This window comes from Algibacter aquimarinus (genome assembly GCF_039543265.1).
Lineage (GTDB): Bacteria > Bacteroidota > Bacteroidia > Flavobacteriales > Flavobacteriaceae > Algibacter_B > Algibacter_B aquimarinus.
This window is the reverse complement of record NZ_BAABJK010000004.1, coordinates 327079-347281: the sequence shown is the minus strand read 5'-3', so window position 1 is coordinate 347281 and position 20203 is coordinate 327079. Positions and strand designations below refer to the sequence as shown.

Below are 20203 nucleotides of genomic sequence, written 5' to 3'. Positions count from 1 at the left end.
GTAGGTTTTAAATCAATAAAAAATCTTTTGCCTTTATTGATGTCTAAAGCTACATATCTTATGAGACCAAAAATTATACTTTATGGCACTGAAAGATGTCATAAAAGTCAATATTATAAAAGATATTTAGAAGGCTTAAATTTAAATTATGAGTTTCTTGATGTAGAACAAAATGAGGCTAATGCCAATGCACTAAGAGGCTTATATGAAAATAGAAAACTGAATTTCCCAACCATTACTATTGGAGAAAAGAAGTTGAGAAACCCTTTAGATAAGGATTTAAAAAAGTGGATTGAAAAATTACTATGAACTTCAATATAAAAGATAAATTTAATAAAGAACTACCTTCAGACCCAGTTCTAGAAAATTCCAGAAGGCAAGTATCTGAGTCATGCTTTTCATTCGTTACACCAAAGCAAACTTCAAAACCAGAGCTTTTGCATGTGTCTCCTGAAATGCTTGAAAATTTAGGATTATCAGAAACTGATGCAAAAAGTGAAGAGTTCTTAAACCTATTTACTGGTAATAAAGTATTAACAAATACAGAGCCTTATGCTATGTGTTACGGTGGCCACCAATTCGGAAATTGGGCAGGACAGCTTGGTGATGGTCGTGCAATTAATTTATTTGAAGTGGAGCATTATGGTAAAAACTGGGCATTACAACTAAAAGGCGCAGGAGAAACCCCGTATTCAAGAACGGCGGACGGACTAGCTGTTTTACGCTCTTCAATTCGTGAATACTTGTGTAGCGAAGCCATGTTTCATTTGGGTGTGCCAACCACTAGAGCTTTATCTCTGGCTTTGTCAGGCGATGAAGTATTGCGAGATGTTATGTATGATGGCAATCCAGCTTACGAAAAAGGTGCTATTGTTTGTAGAACAGCCGAATCGTTTTTAAGATTTGGAAACTATCAAATTTTTGCCGCAAGACAAGACAATAAGAATTTAAAACGATTGGTTGATTATACAATAAAATACCATTTTTCAAATTTAGGCGAGCCTTCAATAGGCACTTATGTTAAGTTTTTTAAAGAAGTAACTAAACGCACCTTAGATATGATTATTCATTGGCAACGCGTAGGTTTTGTTCATGGTGTTATGAATACCGATAACATGTCCGTTTTAGGGTTAACAATAGATTATGGACCTTACGGTTGGTTAGAAGGCTACGATTATGGTTGGACACCAAATACTACTGACAGGCAGCATAAGCGATATCGCTATGGAAACCAACCCAATATTGGCTTATGGAATTTGTTAGAATTAGCAAATGCTATTTATCCATTAATTGAAGATACTGAACCTTTAGAAACTATTTTAAATCAATATAAAATTGATTTTGATAAAGGCAGATTACATATGATGCGTTCTAAATTAGGTTTGCAAATTGAAGATGATAATGATAAATCATTTATATTAGAATTAGAAGATATATTGCATTTAACAGAAATAGATATGACAATTTTCTTCAGAAATTTAAGCGATTTTAACAAAGAGAAAACATCTCATGGATTAAACATAATAACAGAGAGTTTTTACAAGCCAGAAGAAGTTTCAGGAAATATTGAAATGAGATGGTTTAATTGGTTTGAAAAGTATGCAGAAAGGCTTAAAATGGAAAATATTTCTGATAAGGTAAGAAAAGATAGAATGAACAGCGTAAATCCTAAATACGTGTTGCGAAATTATATGGCACAATTAGCAATAGATGAGACAGATAAAGGGGATTATAGTTTAATTGATGAGCTATTTACAATGTTAAAAAAGCCATACGATGAACAACCAGAATATGAAAAATGGTTTGCAAAACGCCCGGATTGGGCAAGAGATAAAGTAGGATGCTCTATGTTGTCTTGTAGTTCTTAATGGGACATATGACCAAAATAGCATTTGGAGGCGGATGTCATTGGTGTACCGAAGCCGTATTTCAATCTTTAATAGGTGTTTTAAAAGTAGAACAAGGTTTTGTAGCTTCAACACATAATAATAGTGATTTCTCAGAAGCTGTAATTGTTCACTTTGATGATTCTAAAATTTCAACAGAAGTACTTATTGAAATTCATTTACATACCCATAAAAGTACATCAAATCATTCTATGCGATCCAAATACCGTTCTGCAGTGTATGTTTTTTCAGAAAATCAAATGAATCAGGTAAAGTTACAATTGGAGTTTCTACAGTTTCAATTTAAAGATAAAATTGTTACTCAGGTTTTGCCTTTTGATACATTTAAAGAATCAAGAATGGAAATTCAAAATTATTATTATAATAACCCCAATAAACCGTTTTGTGAAAGTTTTATCAATCCAAAACTTCAAACTTTATTAAAAAAGTTTTCAAAATATACTGATCAAAAAAAACTAAAGCATTTAAACTATGAATCGTGAGAGATTAAGTATTCAAAATAAAAAAGGACACAAATTACAAGCATACCTAGAGTTACCGGCAGATCAAAAGCCACATTATTTTGCCATTTTTGCGCATTGTTTTACCTGTAATAGTAATTTGTTTGCGGTAAAAAATATTAGCAGATCACTAACATCTCATGGTTTTGGTGTAATTCGTTTTGATTTTACAGGCTTAGGAAGAAGTGAAGGTGAGTTTGCTGAGAGTTACTTTTCTGCTAATGTAGATGATTTAATTGCTGTAAATGATTACGTAACGCAACAGTATAAAGCACCCGGTTTATTAGTAGGGCATTCGTTAGGAGGTGCTGCGGTAATTGTTGCAGCTTCTAGATTAGAAAATATAAAAGCAGTAGCAACAGTTGGGGCTCCATCAACGGTAAGTCATGTTACTCACTTATTCTCTCATGGCATTGAAGAAGTAAAACAAAAAGGTGAAGTTGAGGTGAATATTGGCGGTAGACCTTTCAAAATAAATGAAGAGTTTGTGTCAGATTTTAATAAAATTAATTTACCGGAAATAACTAAAAATCTTCGTAAACCTTTATTAATTATGCATGCGCCTTTTGATCGAACGGTGGGAATCAATAATGCACATGAGTTATACCATAATGCTCATCATCCTAAAAGTTTTGTAAGTTTAGATGATGCAGATCATCTTTTATCGAACTCGCGAGATAGTAGGTATGTTGGTAATGTTATTGGAACATGGGTAGATCGTTATTTTGAGCCTCAAAATAATACCATGTTGGATACAAATGGAGAGCAATTAGTAGCGCATTTAGACTTAGTTGAAAATAATTTTACAACCTCAATTCAAACCAAAAAGCATCATTTTATTGCTGATGAACCTGAAACTATTGGCGGTGATGATTTTGGACCATCGCCATACGATTTTTTGAGTGCCGGATTAGCAGCCTGCACCGTAATGACTTTAAAAATGTATGCTGAACGTAAGAAATGGGACTTACAAGAGGTATATGCTTACATTACTTATTCCAAAAAACATAGTGATGATTTAATGTTAGATTCAAATAAACCAAAGCGTATTGATCATTTGCAAAAAAGGCTAAAATTTATTGGTAATTTAGACGATACTCAAAAAGCAAAATTGAAAGAAATAGCATCCAAATGTCCGGTGCATAGAACTCTATTATCTGAAACTATTATAGAAACTGAAGTAATTAATTAATGAACAAAAGCAATACAAAAATTGGATTGGGTTTAGCTGCCTTAGGTAGACCAGAATACATTAATATTAGAGATAATGAATCTATTGATAAATCTGAAACTGCTTTTAAGCAAAATACGTTTTCAGTCTTAGACGAAGCATACAAATTGGGAGTTCGTTATTTTGATACTGCACCTTCATACGGAAAAGGAGAAGCTTTTTTACAAGAATGGAATGATTCTAAGAATCATAAAGATATTGTTTTAGGTACAAAATGGGGCTATACTTATGTTGCCAATTGGGAATTAGGGTATGATGGAAAACATGAAATAAAAGAGCACTCATTAGAGAAATTATTAGAGCAATGGAAGGTTTCTAAAGCGCTGATGCCGAATCTTAAATATTATCAAGTACATTCGGCAACATTTGAAAGTGGGATTTTAGAAAATAAGGCTGTTTTAAATCAGCTATTAGAAATAAAAAAAGCTACAGGATTAAAGATTGGAATTACTACCAGTGGACCAAACCAAAATGAGGTTATTGCAGCAGCACTAAAAGTTTCTCTCGATGATGAAGCTCTTTTTGATAGTTATCAAGTAACATATAATATTTTTGAACAATCTACTTTTTCTGTATTAACTGAAGCACTTCAAAAAGGAAAAAAAGTTATTATTAAAGAAGCCCTAGCTAACGGACGTGTTTTTAAAAATGAAAAATTTCAGCATTATAGTAAAGAATACAAAATTTTAGAAGAGTTGTCAAAAAAGTATGATGCAGGTATAGATGCCATTGCTTTAAGATTTGTTGTAGATAGTTTAAAGCCAACTTATGTTCTTAGTGGCGCTTCTAACTCAATTCAGCTTAAACAAAACTTAAAAGTCTTAGATTTTAGGTTTTCTGAACATGAACTAAATTTATTGCAAACCTTAAATACTTCCGCAAAAAGTTATTGGGAAGAACGTAGCCAGTTGAGTTGGAATTAAATCAAATTCTTATCTTTAAACAAATAATCATCCATCAATGCAATTTCAAAGATCATCACTTTTAATATACTTCTTTTTTATTTTGAATGCTTGTGCAACCTATAAACCACATTACAAGGCTAAGAATTTGCAAACTAAATTTCCAGATAAAGAAATAGTGCATTCATTTTATCTTATTGGTGATGCTGGTATTTCTGCAGAATCTGAATCTTCTAAAGCAGTACAACATTTTAAAACTGAATTATCTGAAGCTTCACAAAACAGTACAGTTGTTTTTTTAGGAGATAATATTTACCCGAAAGGTTTACCAAAAAAAGGAGATGAAGGTCGTGCTTCGGCAGAAAGTCAATTAAATGCTCAAATTAATGCAGTAAAAGATTTTAAAGGTGAAACTGTATTTATTCCAGGAAATCATGATTGGTATAGCGACGGTTTAAAAGGCTTAAAGCGTCAAGAAAAATTTATTGAAGACGCTCTTGGCAAAAATACGTTTATGCCTGAAAACGGATGCCCAATAGAGCGGGTGAAAATTGGAGATGATATCGTTTTGATTGTTGTTGATTCAGAATGGTATATGACCGATTGGGATAGGCATCCAACCATAAATGATGACTGTGAAATAAAAACAAGAACCAAGTTTTTTGATGAATTAGAGGGCGAAATAAAAAAGGCTAGAGGGAAAACAACAATTATTGCGTTACACCATCCTATGTTTACAAATGGGTCACATGGTGGGCAGTATTCTTTTGGCAGTCATATGTCGCCAGTGCCCGTTTTAGGAAGCATAAAAAATCTTATTAGAAAAACTGGTGGCGTAGTTACAGTTGATAATCAAAATAAACGTTATAACGAATTTAGAAATCATATCATTACCATGGCTCAAGAGAATGATAAAACCATTTTCGTGTCAGGTCATGATCATAATTTGCAGTACATCGTTGAGGATAATTTACCCCAAATAGTAAGTGGCTCAGGATCTAAAAAGATGGCGACACGAAATATTGGAGGCGGACAATTTTCATACGGTGCTATGGGGTATGCAAGATTGGACGTGTTTAAAGACGGGTCGTCATATGTTCGTTTTTATGCTGATGATGAAGTCGCATTTCAAACTCAAGTGCTTAAGGCAGACGATAAAAAAGTATTCACTACATATCCAACGTCCTATCCAAAAGATAAAGTAGCATCAATTTATACGGAAGAGGAAACTACCAAAGGTGGATTGTATAAATTCTTTTGGGGAGATAGATATAGAAAAGATTTTAGCGAAAAAGTAAAAGCTCCAACGGTTGATTTAGACACTTTATTTGGAGGCTTAAAAGTGATTAGAAAAGGTGGAGGACACCAGTCTATGTCCTTAAGATTAGAGGATAAAAAGGGTAGGCAATATGTAATGCGTGCGCTAAGGAAAAATGCAGTGCAATATCTGCAGGCAGTAGCATTTAAGGATCAATATATTGAAGGGCAATTTGATAACACCTATACCGAAGGGCTTTTATTAGATGTGTTTACAGGTTCTCATCCTTATGCACCATTTACAATTGGTACTTTGTCGGATGCCGTGGGTGTTTATCATACCAACCCTGTGTTGTATTATGTGCCAAAACAAAACGCGCTGGGGTATTTTGCAGATGAATTTGGTGATGCCTTATACATGATTGAAGAGCGTACCGATTCTGGTCATGGAGATAAAGCAAGTTTTGGATATTCAGATGAATTAATTAGTACAGATGATGTCCTAAAGAAGTTGAACAAAGATGAAGATTTTGTACTTGATGAAGAAGCTTATATAAGAGCAAGATTATTTGATATGCTTATTGGCGATTGGGATAGACACGAAGACCAATGGCGTTGGGCAGAGTTTAAAAAAGATGGTAAAAAGATTTACAGACCAGTGCCTAGGGATCGCGACCAAGCATTTTCAATTATGGCAGATGGTGCCTTGTTAGGTTTGGCTACAAAAATTGTTCCAGCGTTACGTTTAATGCAAAGTTATGATGAGGAATTGAAGAGTCCTAAATGGTTTAATCTTGAGCCGTATCCCTTAGATATGGCATTAATCAATCAGTCTGGGAAAGATGTTTGGGATGCTCAAGTAAAACGAATTTTAGAGGGCTTGACTTATGATGTAATTGAAGAAGCGTTTAAAAATTTTCCATCCGAAGTGAATCAAAACTCTGTTAAAGAGATAAAACAAAAGTTAATTGGAAGACTTGCAAATCTTCAAAAAATATCAGACAACTATTATCACCATATAAATAGATATGGCGTTATTAAAGGAACGAATAAAGATGATTGGTTTGATATTGAGCGACTAGCAAATGGGGAAACTAAAGTTGTTGTTTATCGAATAAAAAAGGGAGAAAAGAAAGATAAATTTCATGAACGTATTTACAAATCTTCTGAAACTAAAGAAATATGGATTTATGGTTTAGATGATGATGATAGGTTTGAAGTTTTTGGTAACGGCGAGAACCTTATTAAAATTCGAATTATTGGAGGGCAAAACAACGATGTGTATAATATTACTAACGGAAAACAATTAAAGATTTACGATCATAAAACAAAAGAGAATACGTTCTTAACAAATAAAGGCATAAGAAAGTTTACCGATAATTATGAAACCAATGTTTACGATCATAAAAAACTAAAAAACAGTTCAAATCAATTTGTACCATCTGTTGGTGCAAATCCAGATGATGGTTTCAAAATTGGTTTTGTAAATACCTTAACCCATTATGGTTTTGAGCGTAATCCGTTTAGTTCACAACATACAGTTTCAGCAGCCTATTATTTTGCAACAAGTGGTTTTGATTTAGGATATCATGTAGAATTCGCAAATGTTGTAGGACAATGGAATCTAGCGATAGATACTAAATTTACAAGTCCAAATTATGCTATTAATTTCTTTGGTTTTGGAAACGAAACTGTAAATCCGAATGCTGAAGATGATGATATGTTCGATCTAGATTACAACCGTGTAAAACTGAGAACTTTTAAGGTTGCTCCTGCACTAACATGGCGAGGAAAGTTAGGTGCAAGTTTAAGAATAGGCGTGTCTTATGAATCCAATGAAGTAGATAATACTGCAGGACGATTTATATCTCAACCTAATGTAATTAATACTTCTGTTTTTGATAATCAGGATTTTTATGGTGCAGATGCGAAATATGAATTTGCCAATACTGATAATGAAGCGTTTCCAACCTTGGGTATGTTGTTTGCTGTTCATGCAGGTTATAGAAATAATGTGAGTACTTCAAAAGGCTTTGGATATATCATTCCAGAGTTAGGGTTTGATTATAAACTAATACCGAGTGGGCAATTAGTATTGGCTACAAAACTTAGAGGGCACTTTAATTTAGGTGATGATTTTGAGTTTTATCAAGCAGCAAGCCTAGGAAGGAATAATGGTTTAAGAGGTTACAGGGACGAACGTTTTATTGGTAATTCTGCTTTTGTGCAAACTACCGATATTAGATTAAATTTAAGAAAAGTAAAAACAGGATTATTACCATTGAATATAGGGCTGTATGGAGGGGTAGATTATGGACGCGTATGGTTAGATGGTGAAGACTCTGATAAATGGAACAATGCTTTCGGTGGAGGTGTTTTTGCAAACGCAGCAGATATGCTGACTTTGAATCTTTCTGCTTTTAATAGTGATGACGGCTTACTTTTGGCGTTTAAATTAGGGTTTGGGTTTTAATACATAGTTTTTCCTGAACATGTTTAAGGGTTCTCTTTTAAAATGACTGTAATTTTCTTTGGGTTTTTACGTCAAAAATTCTGAAAAGTAAATCTAAAAAAATGAAAAGCAATTTTAACGATATAATCAATTCTGAAAAAGTAGTATTAGTAGATTTTTTTGCAACCTGGTGTGGCCCATGTAAAGCACTTATGCCAATTCTTAGCGAAGTGAAAGATGAAGTTGGAGATAATGTTAAAATTGTAAAAATCGACATTGATAAAAATAATCCGTTAGCATTAAAATATCAGGTAAGGAGCGTGCCTACTATGATGCTATTTGTAGATGGAGCACCTAAGTGGAGACAGTCAGGTGTTCTTCAAAAGAAGGATATTTTACATGTTATTCAAACGCATTCAAGTATCACAGCTTAGTATACATGTATCATTTATGAGTTTTTAAAGTGTTATCTTTTAGCAATGGAGCATTTAATTAAAAAAATGAAATTGTCAAGAAAAAGAATTAGTTCTATCTATATTTATAGCATAAACGAAATCAAAAAAACTCTATGGATTTTTACCTCATAGCAACCGCGCTAATTACATTATCAGCAATATTTGGTTATATCAATGTTCGGTTTTTAAAATTGCCAAATACCATTGGATTGATGCTGATAACTATTCTTTATACTTTAGGGGTATTCGCATTAAGCTACTTTGACGATACTTTATTAAAAGCTGAGGTAGCCTTAATCAAGCAAATTGATTTTAAAGACTTACTGCTTGACCATATGTTGAGTTTTTTGCTCTTTGCAGGTGCCTTACATACCAACTTTCAGCAATTAAAAGTACAGCGTTGGCCTATATTACTTTTTGCAACTTTAGGAGTTTTAGTATCTACGTTTTTAGTTGGAGGTATAATGTTCTATTTACTTCAGCTATTAGGACTTGAGGTTAAATTTATTTATTGTTTATTATTCGGTGCGCTTATTTCTCCAACAGATCCAATAGCGGTTTTAGGAATTTTAAAGAAAGCCAACGTACCCAAAAAATTAGAAACAAAAATAGTTGGAGAATCCTTATTTAACGATGGTGTTGGTGTAGTTGTGTTTCTAACTATTTATCAAATTGCGACATCAGAAAGTAGTGATTTTGATTTTTTAGGAGTCGCTGAATTATTTGGAATTGAAGTTATAGGAGGAATTGTTTTTGGATTATTATTAGGTTGGATTACTTACAGATTGCTCAGGTCTATTGACGATTTTGATATTGAAGTAATTATTACATTATCTGCAGTAATGGGCGGAACCATAATAGCTCAAAAACTACATTTATCTGCGCCATTAGCTATAGTAGCTGCTGGATTAGTTGTTGGGAATGATACGCTAAGAAACACGTCTATGTCAGAGACTACCGAGCTCTATGTAGATAAATTTTGGGAGCTAATTGATATTTTATTAAATGCAGTGTTATTTGTTTTAATAGGAATGGAAATGCTAGTTTTAGTTTTTGAAGGGAAATATTTTTTAGCAGGATTACTCGCTATACCAGTTATTTTAGTTTGCCGTTTTATTTCATTGTGGTTTCCAATTAAGTTGTTTAAGGAGAAACTAGATTTTGTGCCGAATACAAATTTAATAATGACTTGGGGAGGCTTAAGAGGTGGCATTTCTATAGCATTGGCATTAGGTTTGTCGTCAGAAATGCACAGAGAACTGTTTTTGGTAATTACTTATATAGTTGTGGTATTTTCAATACTAGCACAAGGACTAACCATAGGTGGCTTGGTTAAAAAACTTAACAGAAATTAAACGCTTTGATAAAAATCAATTAGTTGAGACTAAACTCATATAAATTACCACCTTCACTTTTATCTTTTTCATCAGTGATGTAAACAGAATTAGCACCTTTAAAGCAAATACCTTCCTTCTGGGAGTCATGGTTAAACTCTAGTTCTTTTATATCGCCTTTAAAAAAGTTGTCATCTTTAAATTCTGAAATTTTCCACAGTTTATCATGATTTAAAAGTACTATGGTTTTTTCATTTTCACTAATAGCGGCAGAGGTAACTTTGGTGTTTTTGCCTTTCATCTTAAATTCAGCAACAAACTTAGCGGTGTGCTTACCTATTGTGTTAGGAACTTTAAAAAGTTTTGTTGATTTGTTTTCTTTACTAAAAATGTAAAAGTGATTCTTTAAAAGAAAAAACGCTTCAAAATCTTCCGATTTCATTTTCTTAGGAAGTAAAAAATTGATGCGTTCTGCTTTGGTCTTATCTTTAGTTAAATCGGATACTTTATAAATTGTAAAATCATCACGATTTTTACTGTTATTCCCAAAGTCACCAATGTAAAGATTGCCCTTTTTGTCAGACGTTAAATCTTCCCAATCTATATTACTAGAGTTACTAATATCGATATCTTTTACGATGTTTCCTTTTAAATCTAAACCGTAAATATTGTTTTTGTTTCCAGAATCCTCTATTGTCCAAAGTAAACTTGAACTTGTAACTTTTTCTATGGCAGAGGCTTCTTTTAAATCACTATTAATATCAGCAAGAATTTTTAATTTACCCGTATTGCAAGCAAGAATTGAAATGAATAAAAAAACAAGAATTTTTTTCAAAATATAATTATGTAAATAATGGTAAATTTACAGTGTTTTTAAGATTTATGAAAGAATACGATGTTATAATTGTTGGCGGTGGAGCAGCAGGTTTTTTTGCAGCAATTAATATCGCAGAACAAAATTCAAGTTTAAGAGTTCTTATATTAGAACGAGGAAAGGAAGGGCTTACCAAAGTAAAAGTTTCCGGTGGAGGTAGATGCAATGTTACTCATGCCGAATTTATACCTCAAGAATTGGTGCAAAACTATCCAAGAGGAGAAAAAGAATTACTTGGGCCTTTTCATAAATTTATGACTGGTGATACCATAGATTGGTTTGAAAAACGAGGTGTTGAACTGAAAATTGAAGATGATGGACGTATGTTTCCAATTTCTAACTCATCACAAACTATAATAGATTGTTTTTTAAGTGAAGCCGATAAACATCAAGTTGAGGTCTTGTATAATCATTCTGTTAAGTCTATTTCTAATAAAAATGAAACTTTTCAAATTGAAACTACTCAAGGTGTTTTTTCATCTAAAAAAGTATTAATTGCAACAGGTAGTAATCCTAAAATATGGAAGTTGCTTGAAGGCTTTGGGCATAATATTTCGCAGCCAGTACCTTCATTATTTACTTTTAATATAAAGGATGAACGTATAAATGATATTCCTGGTGTAGTAGCTAAAGATGTTGAAGTAAAAGTTTTAGAAACAGATTTGTGGAGCGAAGGCCCATTACTAATTACGCACTGGGGTTTAAGTGCGCCATCAATTTTAAAACTTTCTGCTTTTGGTGCTCTAGAGTTAGCAAAAAGGGATTATAAGTTTCAAATTGAAATTAATTTTATAAAGAGGTCTTTTAATGATTGTTTAAGTGAGTTAAAAGAATTAAAACAAAACTTAGCTAAAAAAGCAGTATTCAAATCTACTCAGTTTCAACTTCCAAAACGTCTTTGGCATAAACTGGTTTTAGCATCCAATATGAATGAAGAAACGCGTTGGGCAGATTTAAATAAATCGCAATTGGAGCGTTTAGCAGGTCAACTAACTCAAGCTATTTTTGATGCTGATGGTAAAAGCACGTTTAAAGAAGAATTTGTTACCGCAGGTGGTATAAATCTCAAAGAGGTTAACTTTAAAACTTTTGAAAGTAAGTTTGTTAAAAATCTTTATTTTGCAGGAGAAGTATTAAATATTGATGCTGTTACGGGCGGTTTTAATTTCCAAAATGCTTGGACTGGAGCTTACATAGCAGCACAAAACATTTCTAATTAAATGAAAACATATATTGCGCTTTTAAGAGGAATTAATGTTAGCGGTCAAAAGAAAATCCCTATGGCCAACCTTCGAGAATTACTAGCTAATAATGGATTGGAAAGTGTACAAACTTACATCCAAAGTGGGAATATTATATTTAAATCTTCTGAAGATGATAAAGAACATTTACAATTAAAAATCCGTAATGCTATTAAAAAGGAATTTGGTTTTGAAGTTCCAGTTATTGTAAAAACACCCACTGAAATACAAAAAATTTTTGATGATTGTCCATTTAATGAAGAAGAGAAAATGAATAGCTATTTTATGATGCTCTATTCTATTCCAGATACTTATTTAGTTAATGAAACATCAAAATTAGAATACCCAAATGAAGAGTTTTTAATAACCGATGACTGTATTTATTTCTATTGCTCTGTAGGCTATGGAAAGGCAAAATGTGGCAACAATTTTTTTGAACGAAAATTAAAAACTACGGCAACAGCTAGAAACTATAAAACAATGGTAAAGTTATTATCTTTGTCAACTTAAAGATTATAAATGTTAGAAAAAGATTTTATTCCAAAACCTTATACAAATTTAGTTGAAAATGGCAGTTTTATTTGGTCTTCGCCCAGTAATATTGCACTAGTTAAATATTGGGGAAAAAAGGCACAACAAATACCTGAAAATCCTTCAATAAGTTTTACACTCGATAATTGTAAAACTACTACTAAACTAAGTTTTACAAAACGAGAGAGTGATAACAATTTTTCTTTTGAAGTGTTTTTAGATGATGAAAAAAAGGATGATTTTAAGCCAAAAATTGAAACTTTTTTCAGGCGTATTGAAGTTTACCTACCTTTTTTAAAGGATTACCATTTTAAAATAGAAACATCAAATACATTTCCACACAGTTCTGGTATTGCATCCTCAGCATCTGGAATGAGTGCTCTAGCATTATGTTTAATGAGTATTGAGAAAGAACTAATTAGTTCTTATGGTACTTCAAATACAATGGAGGAATCTCATTTTATTCAAAAAGCATCTTTTTTAGCTAGATTGGGCTCTGGAAGTGCTTGTAGAAGTTTGGAAGGCGATTTGGTTGTCTGGGGGAAGCACGACGATATTAAAGGAAGTTCAGATTTATTTGGTATTAAATACCCTTATGAGGTACATGCTAATTTTAAAAATTATCAAGATACAATTCTATTAGTTGATAAAGGTGAAAAGCAGGTGAGTAGTACGATTGGTCATAATTTAATGCATGGACATCCATTTGCCCAAGAACGTTTTAAACAAGCAAATAATAACCTAACAGATTTGGTTGACATTTTAAAAGATGGCGATTTAAATAAGTTTGTTGCTCTTGTTGAAAGTGAAGCATTAACTCTGCATGCTATGATGATGACAAGTATGCCATACTTTATTCTTATGAAACCCAACACGTTGGAAATTATCAATAAAATTTGGGGTTACAGAAAAAGGTCAGGTTCTAAAGTTTGCTTTACATTAGATGCTGGTGCAAATGTACATGTACTATATCCTGAAAATGAAGCAACAAAAGTTTTAGAGTTCATTAAGAATGAATTAGTTGCTTATTGTCAAAATGGACAGTATATTTGCGACATTATTGGTTTGGGAGCCAATAAATTATGATATTTTTAATCAAAATTGTTTAAAAATTTACTATTTTTGTTAGACAATATTTGATTCTATTTCAAATAAACACATGAAAGGACCTCTTTTTTACTCAAAAATTCTACTCTTCGGGGAATATGGCATTATTAAAGATTCTAAAGGATTATCAATTCCGTATAGTTTTTACAATGGTGCTTTAAAAAAAGACGAAAACCCTTCACAGGACGCTATAAAGTCCAACGAAAGTTTAAAACGATTTGCTGATCATCTAAAAAATATTGATGATACTATTGTTCGTTTTGATAATGACAGATTACAAGAAGATGTAAAATCAGGTATGTACTTTGATTCATCAATTCCTCAAGGCTATGGTGTAGGAAGTAGTGGGGCTTTAGTGGCAGCTTTATACGATAAATACGCCTTTGACAAAATTACAGTACTTGAGAATTTAACAAGAGAAAAGCTTTTAAAGTTAAAGTCAATATTTTCTGAGATGGAATCTTTTTTTCATGGTAAATCGTCAGGTTTAGATCCTTTAAATAGTTACTTAAGTATACCAATTCTCATCAATTCTAAAGATAACATAGAAGCTACAGGAATACCAGCTCAGCAAAGTCAAGGTAAAGGTGGTGTATTCTTATTAGATAGTGGTATAATTGGAGAAACGGCACCTATGGTTGGTCTTTTTATGGAGAAAATGAAGCAAGAAGGATTCCGTAGCATGCTTAAAAATCAGTTTATAAAACATACAGATGCTTGTGTTGATGATTTCTTAAAAGGCGATGTGAAATCTTTGTTTAGAAATACCAAGCAACTTTCAAAAGTAGTTTTAAACCATTTTAAACCAATGATACCTAAGCAATTTCATGAATTATGGAAAAAAGGTATTGAAACTAACGAGTATTATTTAAAACTCTGCGGATCTGGCGGTGGAGGATATATCCTCGGTTTTACTGAAGATATTGAAAAGGCAAAACAATCACTTTCTGGTTATAAATTAGAGGTAGTTTACAACTTCTAAACTTCATTATTATTATTATCTTTACTTTCGTTCTGAATGTTGAAAACAACATTCAAAAGAAATCTTTTTTTAAATGTTATCAAGAAGACAGAAACATATTTTGCTTAAGTTTTTCAGTATGTTTTCTGTGGTTAGGGGCTACAACATTCTTATTGTTGTTATAGCGCAATACCTTACAGCAGTTTACATTTTGGCTTATGATAAACCTGTAAAGGAAGTTGTTTTTGATTTAAATTTATTAATGTTGGTTTTAGCGTCATCAGCTACTATAGCTGGCGGTTACATTATTAATAGTTTTTATGATTCAGAAAAAGATTTAATAAATAGACCAATAAAGTCTAGACTAGATAGATTGGTAGGGCAAAACACCAAATTATCATTTTATTTTGTATTGAATTTTTTAGCAGCAATAATGGCAAGCTATGTATCATTCAAGGCCGTATTGTTTTTTTCAATTTATATTTTTGGTATTTGGTTTTATTCGCACAAGCTTAAAAAATTACCTTTTATAGGAAACTTAACATCTGCAATTTTAACTATTACACCTTTCTTCGCTATTTTTATGTACTATAAGAATTTTGAAAAAGTGATTTTTGTTCATGCTGTATTTCTGTTTTTAATGATTTCAATGCGAGAGCTCACAAAAGATTTAGAAAATATAAAAGGTGATATAGCTCAGAATTATATCACTATTCCTGTGGCTTACGGAGAAAAAACATCTAAAGTAATGTTAACCATTTTAGCGCTATTAACATTAGGACCAACTTATTTACTGTTGTTTTATTTTGAAGTAGGCTATATGTATTTCTTTTTTTATTTAAGCATTTTTTTATTAGTTGTTTTTCTATTGCTATTATGGCTATCAAAAACAAAAATTCAATATTTAATACTACATAATATTTTAAAATTTATAATTCTCGCAGGGGTTTTTAGTATCCTATTAATAGATGTGAGTGTTATTCTAAATCGTATTTAAATGCAAAATTTATTAAAGGTAGCATTAGCTCAAATTTCACCAGTTTGGTTGAATAAAATTGAAACACTTAAAAAGGTAGAGCAATCTATTATTGATGCTTCAAAAGAAAGCTGCGAGTTAATTGTTTTTGGAGAAGGTTTGGTTCCAGGCTATCCATTTTGGTTAGCTTTAACAGGAGGAGCAGAATGGAATAAAGATGTGAATAAAGCAATTCATGCACATTATGTGAAAAATTCCATCACTATTGAAAAAGGAGATTTAGATGGTATTTGTAGTCTGGCCAAGCAACATAATATGGCTATTTACTTAGGTGTAATAGAACGCCCTCTAGATAGAGGAGGCCATAGTATTTATGCTTCTTTGGTGTATATAAATCGAGACGGAGAAATAAAATCAGTTCACAGGAAGTTACAGCCTACATACGATGAACGATTAACATGGGCTCCAGGAGACGGCAATGGATTGAAAGTACATGAACTAAAAGATTTTACTGTTGGAGGTCTAAACTGTTGGGAAAACTGGATGCCATTACCAAGAGCGGCACTTTATGGTTTAGGTGAAAATTTGCATATAGCTGTTTGGCCAGGGAGCGATCACAATACAAAGGATATTACGCGATTTATAGCCAGAGAATCTCGAAGTTTTGTAATATCTGTGAGTAGTTTGATGAAAAAAGAAGAATTCCCGAAGCAAACACCGTATTTAAATAAGATTTTAGAAAAATCTCCTGAAGTTTTAGCCAATGGTGGTAGTTGTATAGCAGGACCAGATGGTGAGTGGATTGTTGAACCAGTATTGCATAAAGAAGGCTTAATTATCGAAACAATCGATTTTAATCGCGTATATGAAGAACGGCAGAATTTTGACCCTGTTGGGCATTATTCAAGACCAGATGTTACTCAATTACACGTTAATACAAAACGACAATCTACTGTAGAATTTTCAGAAAGAAACAAATCATAAATCAAAAATCGTATATCATAATTTTAAATCTATCTTTGCACAAAATTATAAGTGATGAATAGACACAAAGGGGAAAAAGGAAAAGGAAAACCATCAGGACGTGGTAATGAAAGTAAACGTTTTACCAGAAATGTTAAGGGAAATACGCCTCTGAAAAAGAATAATCCAGCACAAAAAAAATCGGGTAACCCTAACGAAATTCGATTAAATAAATATGTTGCTAACTCGGGTATGTGTTCACGTCGTGAAGCCGATGTGCATATTGCCACAGGATTAGTTGCTGTTAATGGAAAGATAATCACTGAAATGGGATATAAAGTGAAACCAGGAGACGAAGTGCGTTATGATGGTGCTAGAATAAACCCAGAAAAAAAAGCATACGTATTACTAAATAAACCAAAGGGGTTTGCAACTACTACAAGCGAAGGAAAAGGGAGAACGGTTATGGATTTAGTATCCAATGCCACCAACTCTAAAATAAAACCGATTGGGCGTTTAGGAAGAAACTCTAAAGGATTATTATTGTTTACTAATGATGATGCTATTACCAAAAAATTTACTAATTCTAAAAATGGAGTAGCACGTTTATTTCATATTGAATTAGACAAAAATTTAAAACTAGAAGATTTAAAAAAGATTCAAAATGGTTTTAAGGTAGAAGGAAAACTAATTGAAGTAGAAGAAATTAGCTATATAGATGGTGCTTCAAAAAAAGAAATTGGTTTAAAAATCAAGAATACCGGGAATACTATTATCCGAACTATTTTTGAATATTTTAAATATGATATTTTAAGTTTAGATTGTGTTGCTATTGGGCACTTAACTAAAAAAGATATTCCTCGAGGACACTGGAAACACTTAACAGAGCAGGAATTGAATACTCTTAACATGCTTTAGTTATTGTTGAATTCACCTATGTGCCATAAAATTCCAGAAGGGTCATGGATAAAATATTCATTTCCCCAGTTCATGTAATGAATTTCTGAGACTCTTACATTTTTATATTTAGTATCAAGATTTAACGTTGCAATTTCTAGTAAATGTTGTTCTAGGTTTTCAACCTCAAGAAAAATCATAGAATTATCAATCCAATCTTTTACATAAGCATCTTGTAAATAAAATCCAAAATCTCCTGATTTGAAATAAGACATATTATTTGAAATTTTAATTTCTTCAAAACCAAAATCAATATAAAATTGTCGAGATAAATGATAATCTTTTGCTCCAATAAAGGGTCTTATAGATTTTATATGATGATTCATATTTTACGATTTTGTCTTAAATGTAATTCTTTTTTCTGCCGTTTAAAACTTTTAAAATTATTTGTTTACTAGTATTTGTTTATCATTAAGTTAACACCAACTTAACTTTAAACATCTAAATTTAATCCTTTAAAATAGAATTTTATTACTTAAAATTTATCCGATTATTGTTGCATTTCCGATTTTTATGTATTTTAGGTTTATAAAAAACCAAATCAAATAGTATCCAACCATGAAAAATAAAAATGATAACCTAAAACGTGTTATTGTAGATTTTAAAAAGTTAACCCCAGAGATTTTGGCTTTACTAGTCGAAAAATACCCTGATGGTTATGATGATGACGATATTGTAACGTTTAAAAATCAGCACAACGAAACCATAGAAGCCGTAGATGTAATTACTGAAGATACCAAGTATTTGGTGAAAGTTAGCACAAAACTAGAAGTGACTATGGAGAATTATGATGTGGATGACTACGAAGATTTTGATAATGACGACCCTGAAGCAATTCAAGCTCCAGAAATTACTGATGAAGATATAGATAACGATTAAATAATTTTAGTATTATGAGAACTGCCGCTTTTAAATCCTACAAAAACGGTTTTTACAATTTTTGGTTTGAAAACGGTGAAGAATTAGCCTTTGAAGAAGTGCATCCACGGGTTTTAAAACAATATGATTTAAAAAATGATGAAAGCTTGATAGATAAAGATTTCAGAATTACGTTTGTTGAAGATGGTGATGAGGACAATCCTATTTACAGAGTAGAAAGTTTAAAGCCACTTTAGAAGGGCTCTGGTTTTAAAAAAACATTAAAAGGCTAATAATTATTTAGACTCCGTTTCAGGAGTATTCTTTATGTATAGTTCCCAAATAAAAACACCATAAACGATGGTGTATTCTAGAGCAATTATCCAGAGATTTTCAGATTTATCAGCTTTATTTAAATTAATATAAGCTAAATAGCTAAGTATGATGGCGCAGCTCCAAACCAACGGAAATTTATAATTTGTAAATACTGATAATATTAAAAGTGTTGCCACATACCAAGGATGTACTGTAGTGGTTGTAAAATAGTAAAACGATAGTGCCAATAACATGGCTGTTATAAGCTCAATAGGGGTTCTGTTCTTTCTAAAAAATGTAATACCTAAAACGAACAGAACTACAATAATAGGTGTTACTTTTCCAATGATAGCAATTTCGTTATAGCCTCTAAAAAGATAGCCAATTTCCCTTGCTATGTAGTACAGGCTTCCATTAAACTCAAAGTTTTGAAACCAAAGTGCTACGGTTTTAGAATAGTTGTTTATAAATTCTGAAGAATAAAAAGGGGCAAAAAGTAGAAATGTAGTAACAGCGATTATGATGTAAAAAGCAATTAGCTTTGTTAGATTGAGTGAAGTTGAAGCCTCATTTTCAAGTGTAGTACGCTTATTAAACCATTGAAAAAATAAAGGTAAAAAGATTAAAGGGATTAATTTAACGGAAACGGATAACGCCAATACCACAGCAGCCCATTGCCATTTGCCAACAAAAAGCAAGTACAAACTCCATACTAAAAAGAAAATCATAACGCCTTCAAAATGAAGGTTTCCAGTTAATTCAATAATAATAAATGGGTTTAAGATATACCAGAATATGTTGTGAGTTGGAAGCTTTAATTTTTCTAAAAGCTTTTTTCCAAAGTAGAGTGTCCCAAAATCAGCAGCAATAATAATAAGGCGCATCACAACTACAGAACCTAAAATACTTTTACTTGCAAAAACTGCAGAAATAACAAAACAGAGTTGATTTATTGGCGGATAATTGGTGAAGTGGCTAGCGTTTAAATCGCCCATTCCAGCGCGTAATTCTAGTGCTTCAGCAACAGGGAATTTATCTTGACTTATAAAATCTTCTACTGTAAATAAATATGGGTTTATACCTTCTAAAATAATACGACCATCCCAAATAAAACGATAAAAATCTTGAGATAAATTGGGTATTGCTAAAATAAAAGTAGCACGAAATCCAAAGGCTAAATAGGTTAAAAATGAAATATTACTTTTAAAACGTTGTACCAATTTGTAGAACAAAAAAAACAACGCACAATAAAGCATGATGAGTTTTACATAATCTGTTCTCACTAAATTGTAAGCAAAAGCCCAATAGAACAATACACTAAATAGTACCATCAATAATGGCAATTTATTAAGTTTTAAAAACGTTGGGTTTAAAAGCATGAA

The 20203-nt window shown here is 32.0% G+C and carries 20 protein-coding genes; 17 read left to right on the top strand and 3 right to left on the bottom strand.

Annotation, left to right across the window (positions count from 1 at the left end):
- The first annotated feature begins 60 nt into the window (after positions 1-60).
- The 8 genes from ABD939_RS04420 (at position 61) to ABD939_RS04385 (ending at position 10059) form a co-directional block, all read left to right on the top strand.
- Positions 61-309 (top strand): glutaredoxin family protein, encoded by a 249-nt coding sequence (locus tag ABD939_RS04420; RefSeq protein ID WP_345164930.1) that lies wholly within the window; start codon positions 61-63, stop codon positions 307-309.
- Positions 306-1868 (top strand): protein adenylyltransferase SelO, encoded by a 1563-nt coding sequence (locus tag ABD939_RS04415; protein ID WP_345164927.1) that lies wholly within the window; start codon positions 306-308, stop codon positions 1866-1868. The genes ABD939_RS04420 and ABD939_RS04415 overlap by 4 nt, the downstream gene beginning before the upstream one ends.
- The gene (locus tag ABD939_RS04410) at positions 1868-2389 is read left to right on the top strand and encodes a peptide-methionine (S)-S-oxide reductase (RefSeq protein ID WP_345164925.1); all 522 of its coding nucleotides are present in this window, start codon (positions 1868-1870) and stop codon (positions 2387-2389) included. The genes ABD939_RS04415 and ABD939_RS04410 overlap by 1 nt, the downstream gene beginning before the upstream one ends.
- Entirely contained in the window at positions 2379-3599 is a 1221-nt protein-coding gene (locus ABD939_RS04405) for a bifunctional alpha/beta hydrolase/OsmC family protein (RefSeq protein ID WP_345164922.1), read from the top strand. The genes ABD939_RS04410 and ABD939_RS04405 overlap by 11 nt, the downstream gene beginning before the upstream one ends.
- On the top strand, positions 3599-4561 hold the full coding sequence (locus tag ABD939_RS04400) for an aldo/keto reductase (protein WP_345164920.1): 963 nt from the start codon (positions 3599-3601) through the stop codon (positions 4559-4561). The genes ABD939_RS04405 and ABD939_RS04400 overlap by 1 nt, the downstream gene beginning before the upstream one ends.
- 37 nt (positions 4562-4598) lie before the next feature.
- Entirely contained in the window at positions 4599-8270 is a 3672-nt protein-coding gene (locus tag ABD939_RS04395) for a metallophosphoesterase (protein ID WP_345164917.1), read from the top strand.
- Between the two features lie 101 nt (positions 8271-8371).
- On the top strand, positions 8372-8683 hold the full coding sequence (gene trxA, locus ABD939_RS04390) for a thioredoxin (RefSeq protein WP_345164916.1): 312 nt from the start codon (positions 8372-8374) through the stop codon (positions 8681-8683).
- A gap of 134 nt (positions 8684-8817) precedes the next feature.
- Positions 8818-10059 carry a cation:proton antiporter gene (locus tag ABD939_RS04385; protein WP_345164913.1) on the top strand — a complete coding sequence of 414 codons (1242 nt, stop codon included), beginning with the start codon at positions 8818-8820 and terminating at the stop codon, positions 10057-10059.
- A 19-nt stretch (positions 10060-10078) separates the two neighbouring features.
- Here ABD939_RS04385 and ABD939_RS04380 read toward each other — a convergent pair whose 3' ends face one another.
- The gene (locus tag ABD939_RS04380) at positions 10079-10873 is read right to left on the bottom strand and encodes an SdiA-regulated domain-containing protein (RefSeq protein WP_345164911.1); all 795 of its coding nucleotides are present in this window, start codon (positions 10871-10873) and stop codon (positions 10079-10081) included.
- A gap of 47 nt (positions 10874-10920) precedes the next feature.
- Here ABD939_RS04380 and ABD939_RS04375 point away from each other — a divergent pair, with 47 nt between their 5' ends.
- The 7 genes from ABD939_RS04375 (at position 10921) to ABD939_RS04345 (ending at position 17609) form a co-directional block, all read left to right on the top strand.
- Positions 10921-12132 carry a BaiN/RdsA family NAD(P)/FAD-dependent oxidoreductase gene (locus ABD939_RS04375; RefSeq protein WP_345164909.1) on the top strand — a complete coding sequence of 404 codons (1212 nt, stop codon included), beginning with the start codon at positions 10921-10923 and terminating at the stop codon, positions 12130-12132.
- Entirely contained in the window at positions 12133-12663 is a 531-nt protein-coding gene (locus tag ABD939_RS04370) for a DUF1697 domain-containing protein (RefSeq protein ID WP_345164907.1), read from the top strand.
- A 9-nt stretch (positions 12664-12672) separates the two neighbouring features.
- A complete protein-coding gene (locus ABD939_RS04365) occupies positions 12673-13770 on the top strand; it encodes a diphosphomevalonate decarboxylase (protein WP_345164904.1) in 1098 nt (365 codons plus the stop codon).
- 73 nt (positions 13771-13843) lie between these two features.
- A complete protein-coding gene (locus tag ABD939_RS04360; protein WP_345164902.1) occupies positions 13844-14773 on the top strand; it encodes a mevalonate kinase family protein in 930 nt (309 codons plus the stop codon).
- Between the two features lie 73 nt (positions 14774-14846).
- Positions 14847-15749: a geranylgeranylglycerol-phosphate geranylgeranyltransferase gene (locus ABD939_RS04355; protein WP_345164899.1), complete on the top strand. Its 903-nt coding sequence runs from the start codon at positions 14847-14849 to the stop codon at positions 15747-15749.
- Positions 15750-16712, top strand: coding sequence for a carbon-nitrogen hydrolase family protein (locus ABD939_RS04350; RefSeq protein WP_345164897.1), 963 nt, complete (start codon positions 15750-15752; stop codon positions 16710-16712).
- Positions 16713-16766: 54 nt separating this feature from the next.
- The gene (locus ABD939_RS04345) at positions 16767-17609 is read left to right on the top strand and encodes a pseudouridine synthase (RefSeq protein ID WP_345164895.1); all 843 of its coding nucleotides are present in this window, start codon (positions 16767-16769) and stop codon (positions 17607-17609) included.
- On the opposite strand, the gene ABD939_RS04340 is transcribed toward ABD939_RS04345, so the two are convergent.
- Positions 17606-17974, bottom strand: coding sequence for a VOC family protein (locus ABD939_RS04340; RefSeq protein WP_345164893.1), 369 nt, complete (start codon positions 17972-17974; stop codon positions 17606-17608). The genes ABD939_RS04345 and ABD939_RS04340 overlap by 4 nt on opposite strands.
- 232 nt (positions 17975-18206) lie before the next feature.
- Here ABD939_RS04340 and ABD939_RS04335 point away from each other — a divergent pair, with 232 nt between their 5' ends.
- A complete protein-coding gene (locus ABD939_RS04335) occupies positions 18207-18527 on the top strand; it encodes a hypothetical protein (RefSeq protein ID WP_345164890.1) in 321 nt (106 codons plus the stop codon).
- 14 nt (positions 18528-18541) lie between these two features.
- Positions 18542-18763: a hypothetical protein gene (locus ABD939_RS04330; protein WP_345164888.1), complete on the top strand. Its 222-nt coding sequence runs from the start codon at positions 18542-18544 to the stop codon at positions 18761-18763.
- A gap of 39 nt (positions 18764-18802) precedes the next feature.
- Here ABD939_RS04330 and ABD939_RS04325 read toward each other — a convergent pair whose 3' ends face one another.
- Positions 18803-20200 carry an MptA/MptB family glycosyltransferase gene (locus ABD939_RS04325; RefSeq protein ID WP_425550276.1) on the bottom strand — a complete coding sequence of 466 codons (1398 nt, stop codon included), beginning with the start codon at positions 20198-20200 and terminating at the stop codon, positions 18803-18805.
- Between the last annotated feature and the right edge of the window lie 3 nt (positions 20201-20203).

Excerpts from the sequence above, each read along its gene's own strand:
- ABD939_RS04420 (WP_345164930.1), top strand. The coding sequence starts at position 61 with ATGAGACCAAAAATTATACTTTATGGCACTGAAAGATGTCATAAAAGT.
- ABD939_RS04415 (WP_345164927.1), top strand. The coding sequence starts at position 306 with ATGAACTTCAATATAAAAGATAAATTTAATAAAGAACTACCTTCAGAC.
- ABD939_RS04410 (WP_345164925.1), top strand. The coding sequence starts at position 1,868 with ATGGGACATATGACCAAAATAGCATTTGGAGGCGGATGTCATTGGTGT.
- ABD939_RS04405 (WP_345164922.1), top strand. The coding sequence starts at position 2,379 with ATGAATCGTGAGAGATTAAGTATTCAAAATAAAAAAGGACACAAATTA.
- ABD939_RS04400 (WP_345164920.1), top strand. The coding sequence starts at position 3,599 with ATGAACAAAAGCAATACAAAAATTGGATTGGGTTTAGCTGCCTTAGGT.
- ABD939_RS04395 (WP_345164917.1), top strand. The coding sequence starts at position 4,599 with ATGCAATTTCAAAGATCATCACTTTTAATATACTTCTTTTTTATTTTG.
- trxA (WP_345164916.1), top strand. The coding sequence starts at position 8,372 with ATGAAAAGCAATTTTAACGATATAATCAATTCTGAAAAAGTAGTATTA.
- ABD939_RS04385 (WP_345164913.1), top strand. The coding sequence starts at position 8,818 with ATGGATTTTTACCTCATAGCAACCGCGCTAATTACATTATCAGCAATA.
- ABD939_RS04375 (WP_345164909.1), top strand. The coding sequence starts at position 10,921 with ATGAAAGAATACGATGTTATAATTGTTGGCGGTGGAGCAGCAGGTTTT.
- ABD939_RS04370 (WP_345164907.1), top strand. The coding sequence starts at position 12,133 with ATGAAAACATATATTGCGCTTTTAAGAGGAATTAATGTTAGCGGTCAA.
- ABD939_RS04365 (WP_345164904.1), top strand. The coding sequence starts at position 12,673 with ATGTTAGAAAAAGATTTTATTCCAAAACCTTATACAAATTTAGTTGAA.
- ABD939_RS04360 (WP_345164902.1), top strand. The coding sequence starts at position 13,844 with ATGAAAGGACCTCTTTTTTACTCAAAAATTCTACTCTTCGGGGAATAT.
- ABD939_RS04355 (WP_345164899.1), top strand. The coding sequence starts at position 14,847 with ATGTTATCAAGAAGACAGAAACATATTTTGCTTAAGTTTTTCAGTATG.
- ABD939_RS04350 (WP_345164897.1), top strand. The coding sequence starts at position 15,750 with ATGCAAAATTTATTAAAGGTAGCATTAGCTCAAATTTCACCAGTTTGG.
- ABD939_RS04345 (WP_345164895.1), top strand. The coding sequence starts at position 16,767 with ATGAATAGACACAAAGGGGAAAAAGGAAAAGGAAAACCATCAGGACGT.
- ABD939_RS04340 (WP_345164893.1), bottom strand. The coding sequence starts at position 17,974 with ATGAATCATCATATAAAATCTATAAGACCCTTTATTGGAGCAAAAGAT.
- ABD939_RS04335 (WP_345164890.1), top strand. The coding sequence starts at position 18,207 with ATGAAAAATAAAAATGATAACCTAAAACGTGTTATTGTAGATTTTAAA.
- ABD939_RS04330 (WP_345164888.1), top strand. The coding sequence starts at position 18,542 with ATGAGAACTGCCGCTTTTAAATCCTACAAAAACGGTTTTTACAATTTT.
- ABD939_RS04325 (WP_425550276.1), bottom strand. The coding sequence starts at position 20,200 with ATGCTTTTAAACCCAACGTTTTTAAAACTTAATAAATTGCCATTATTG.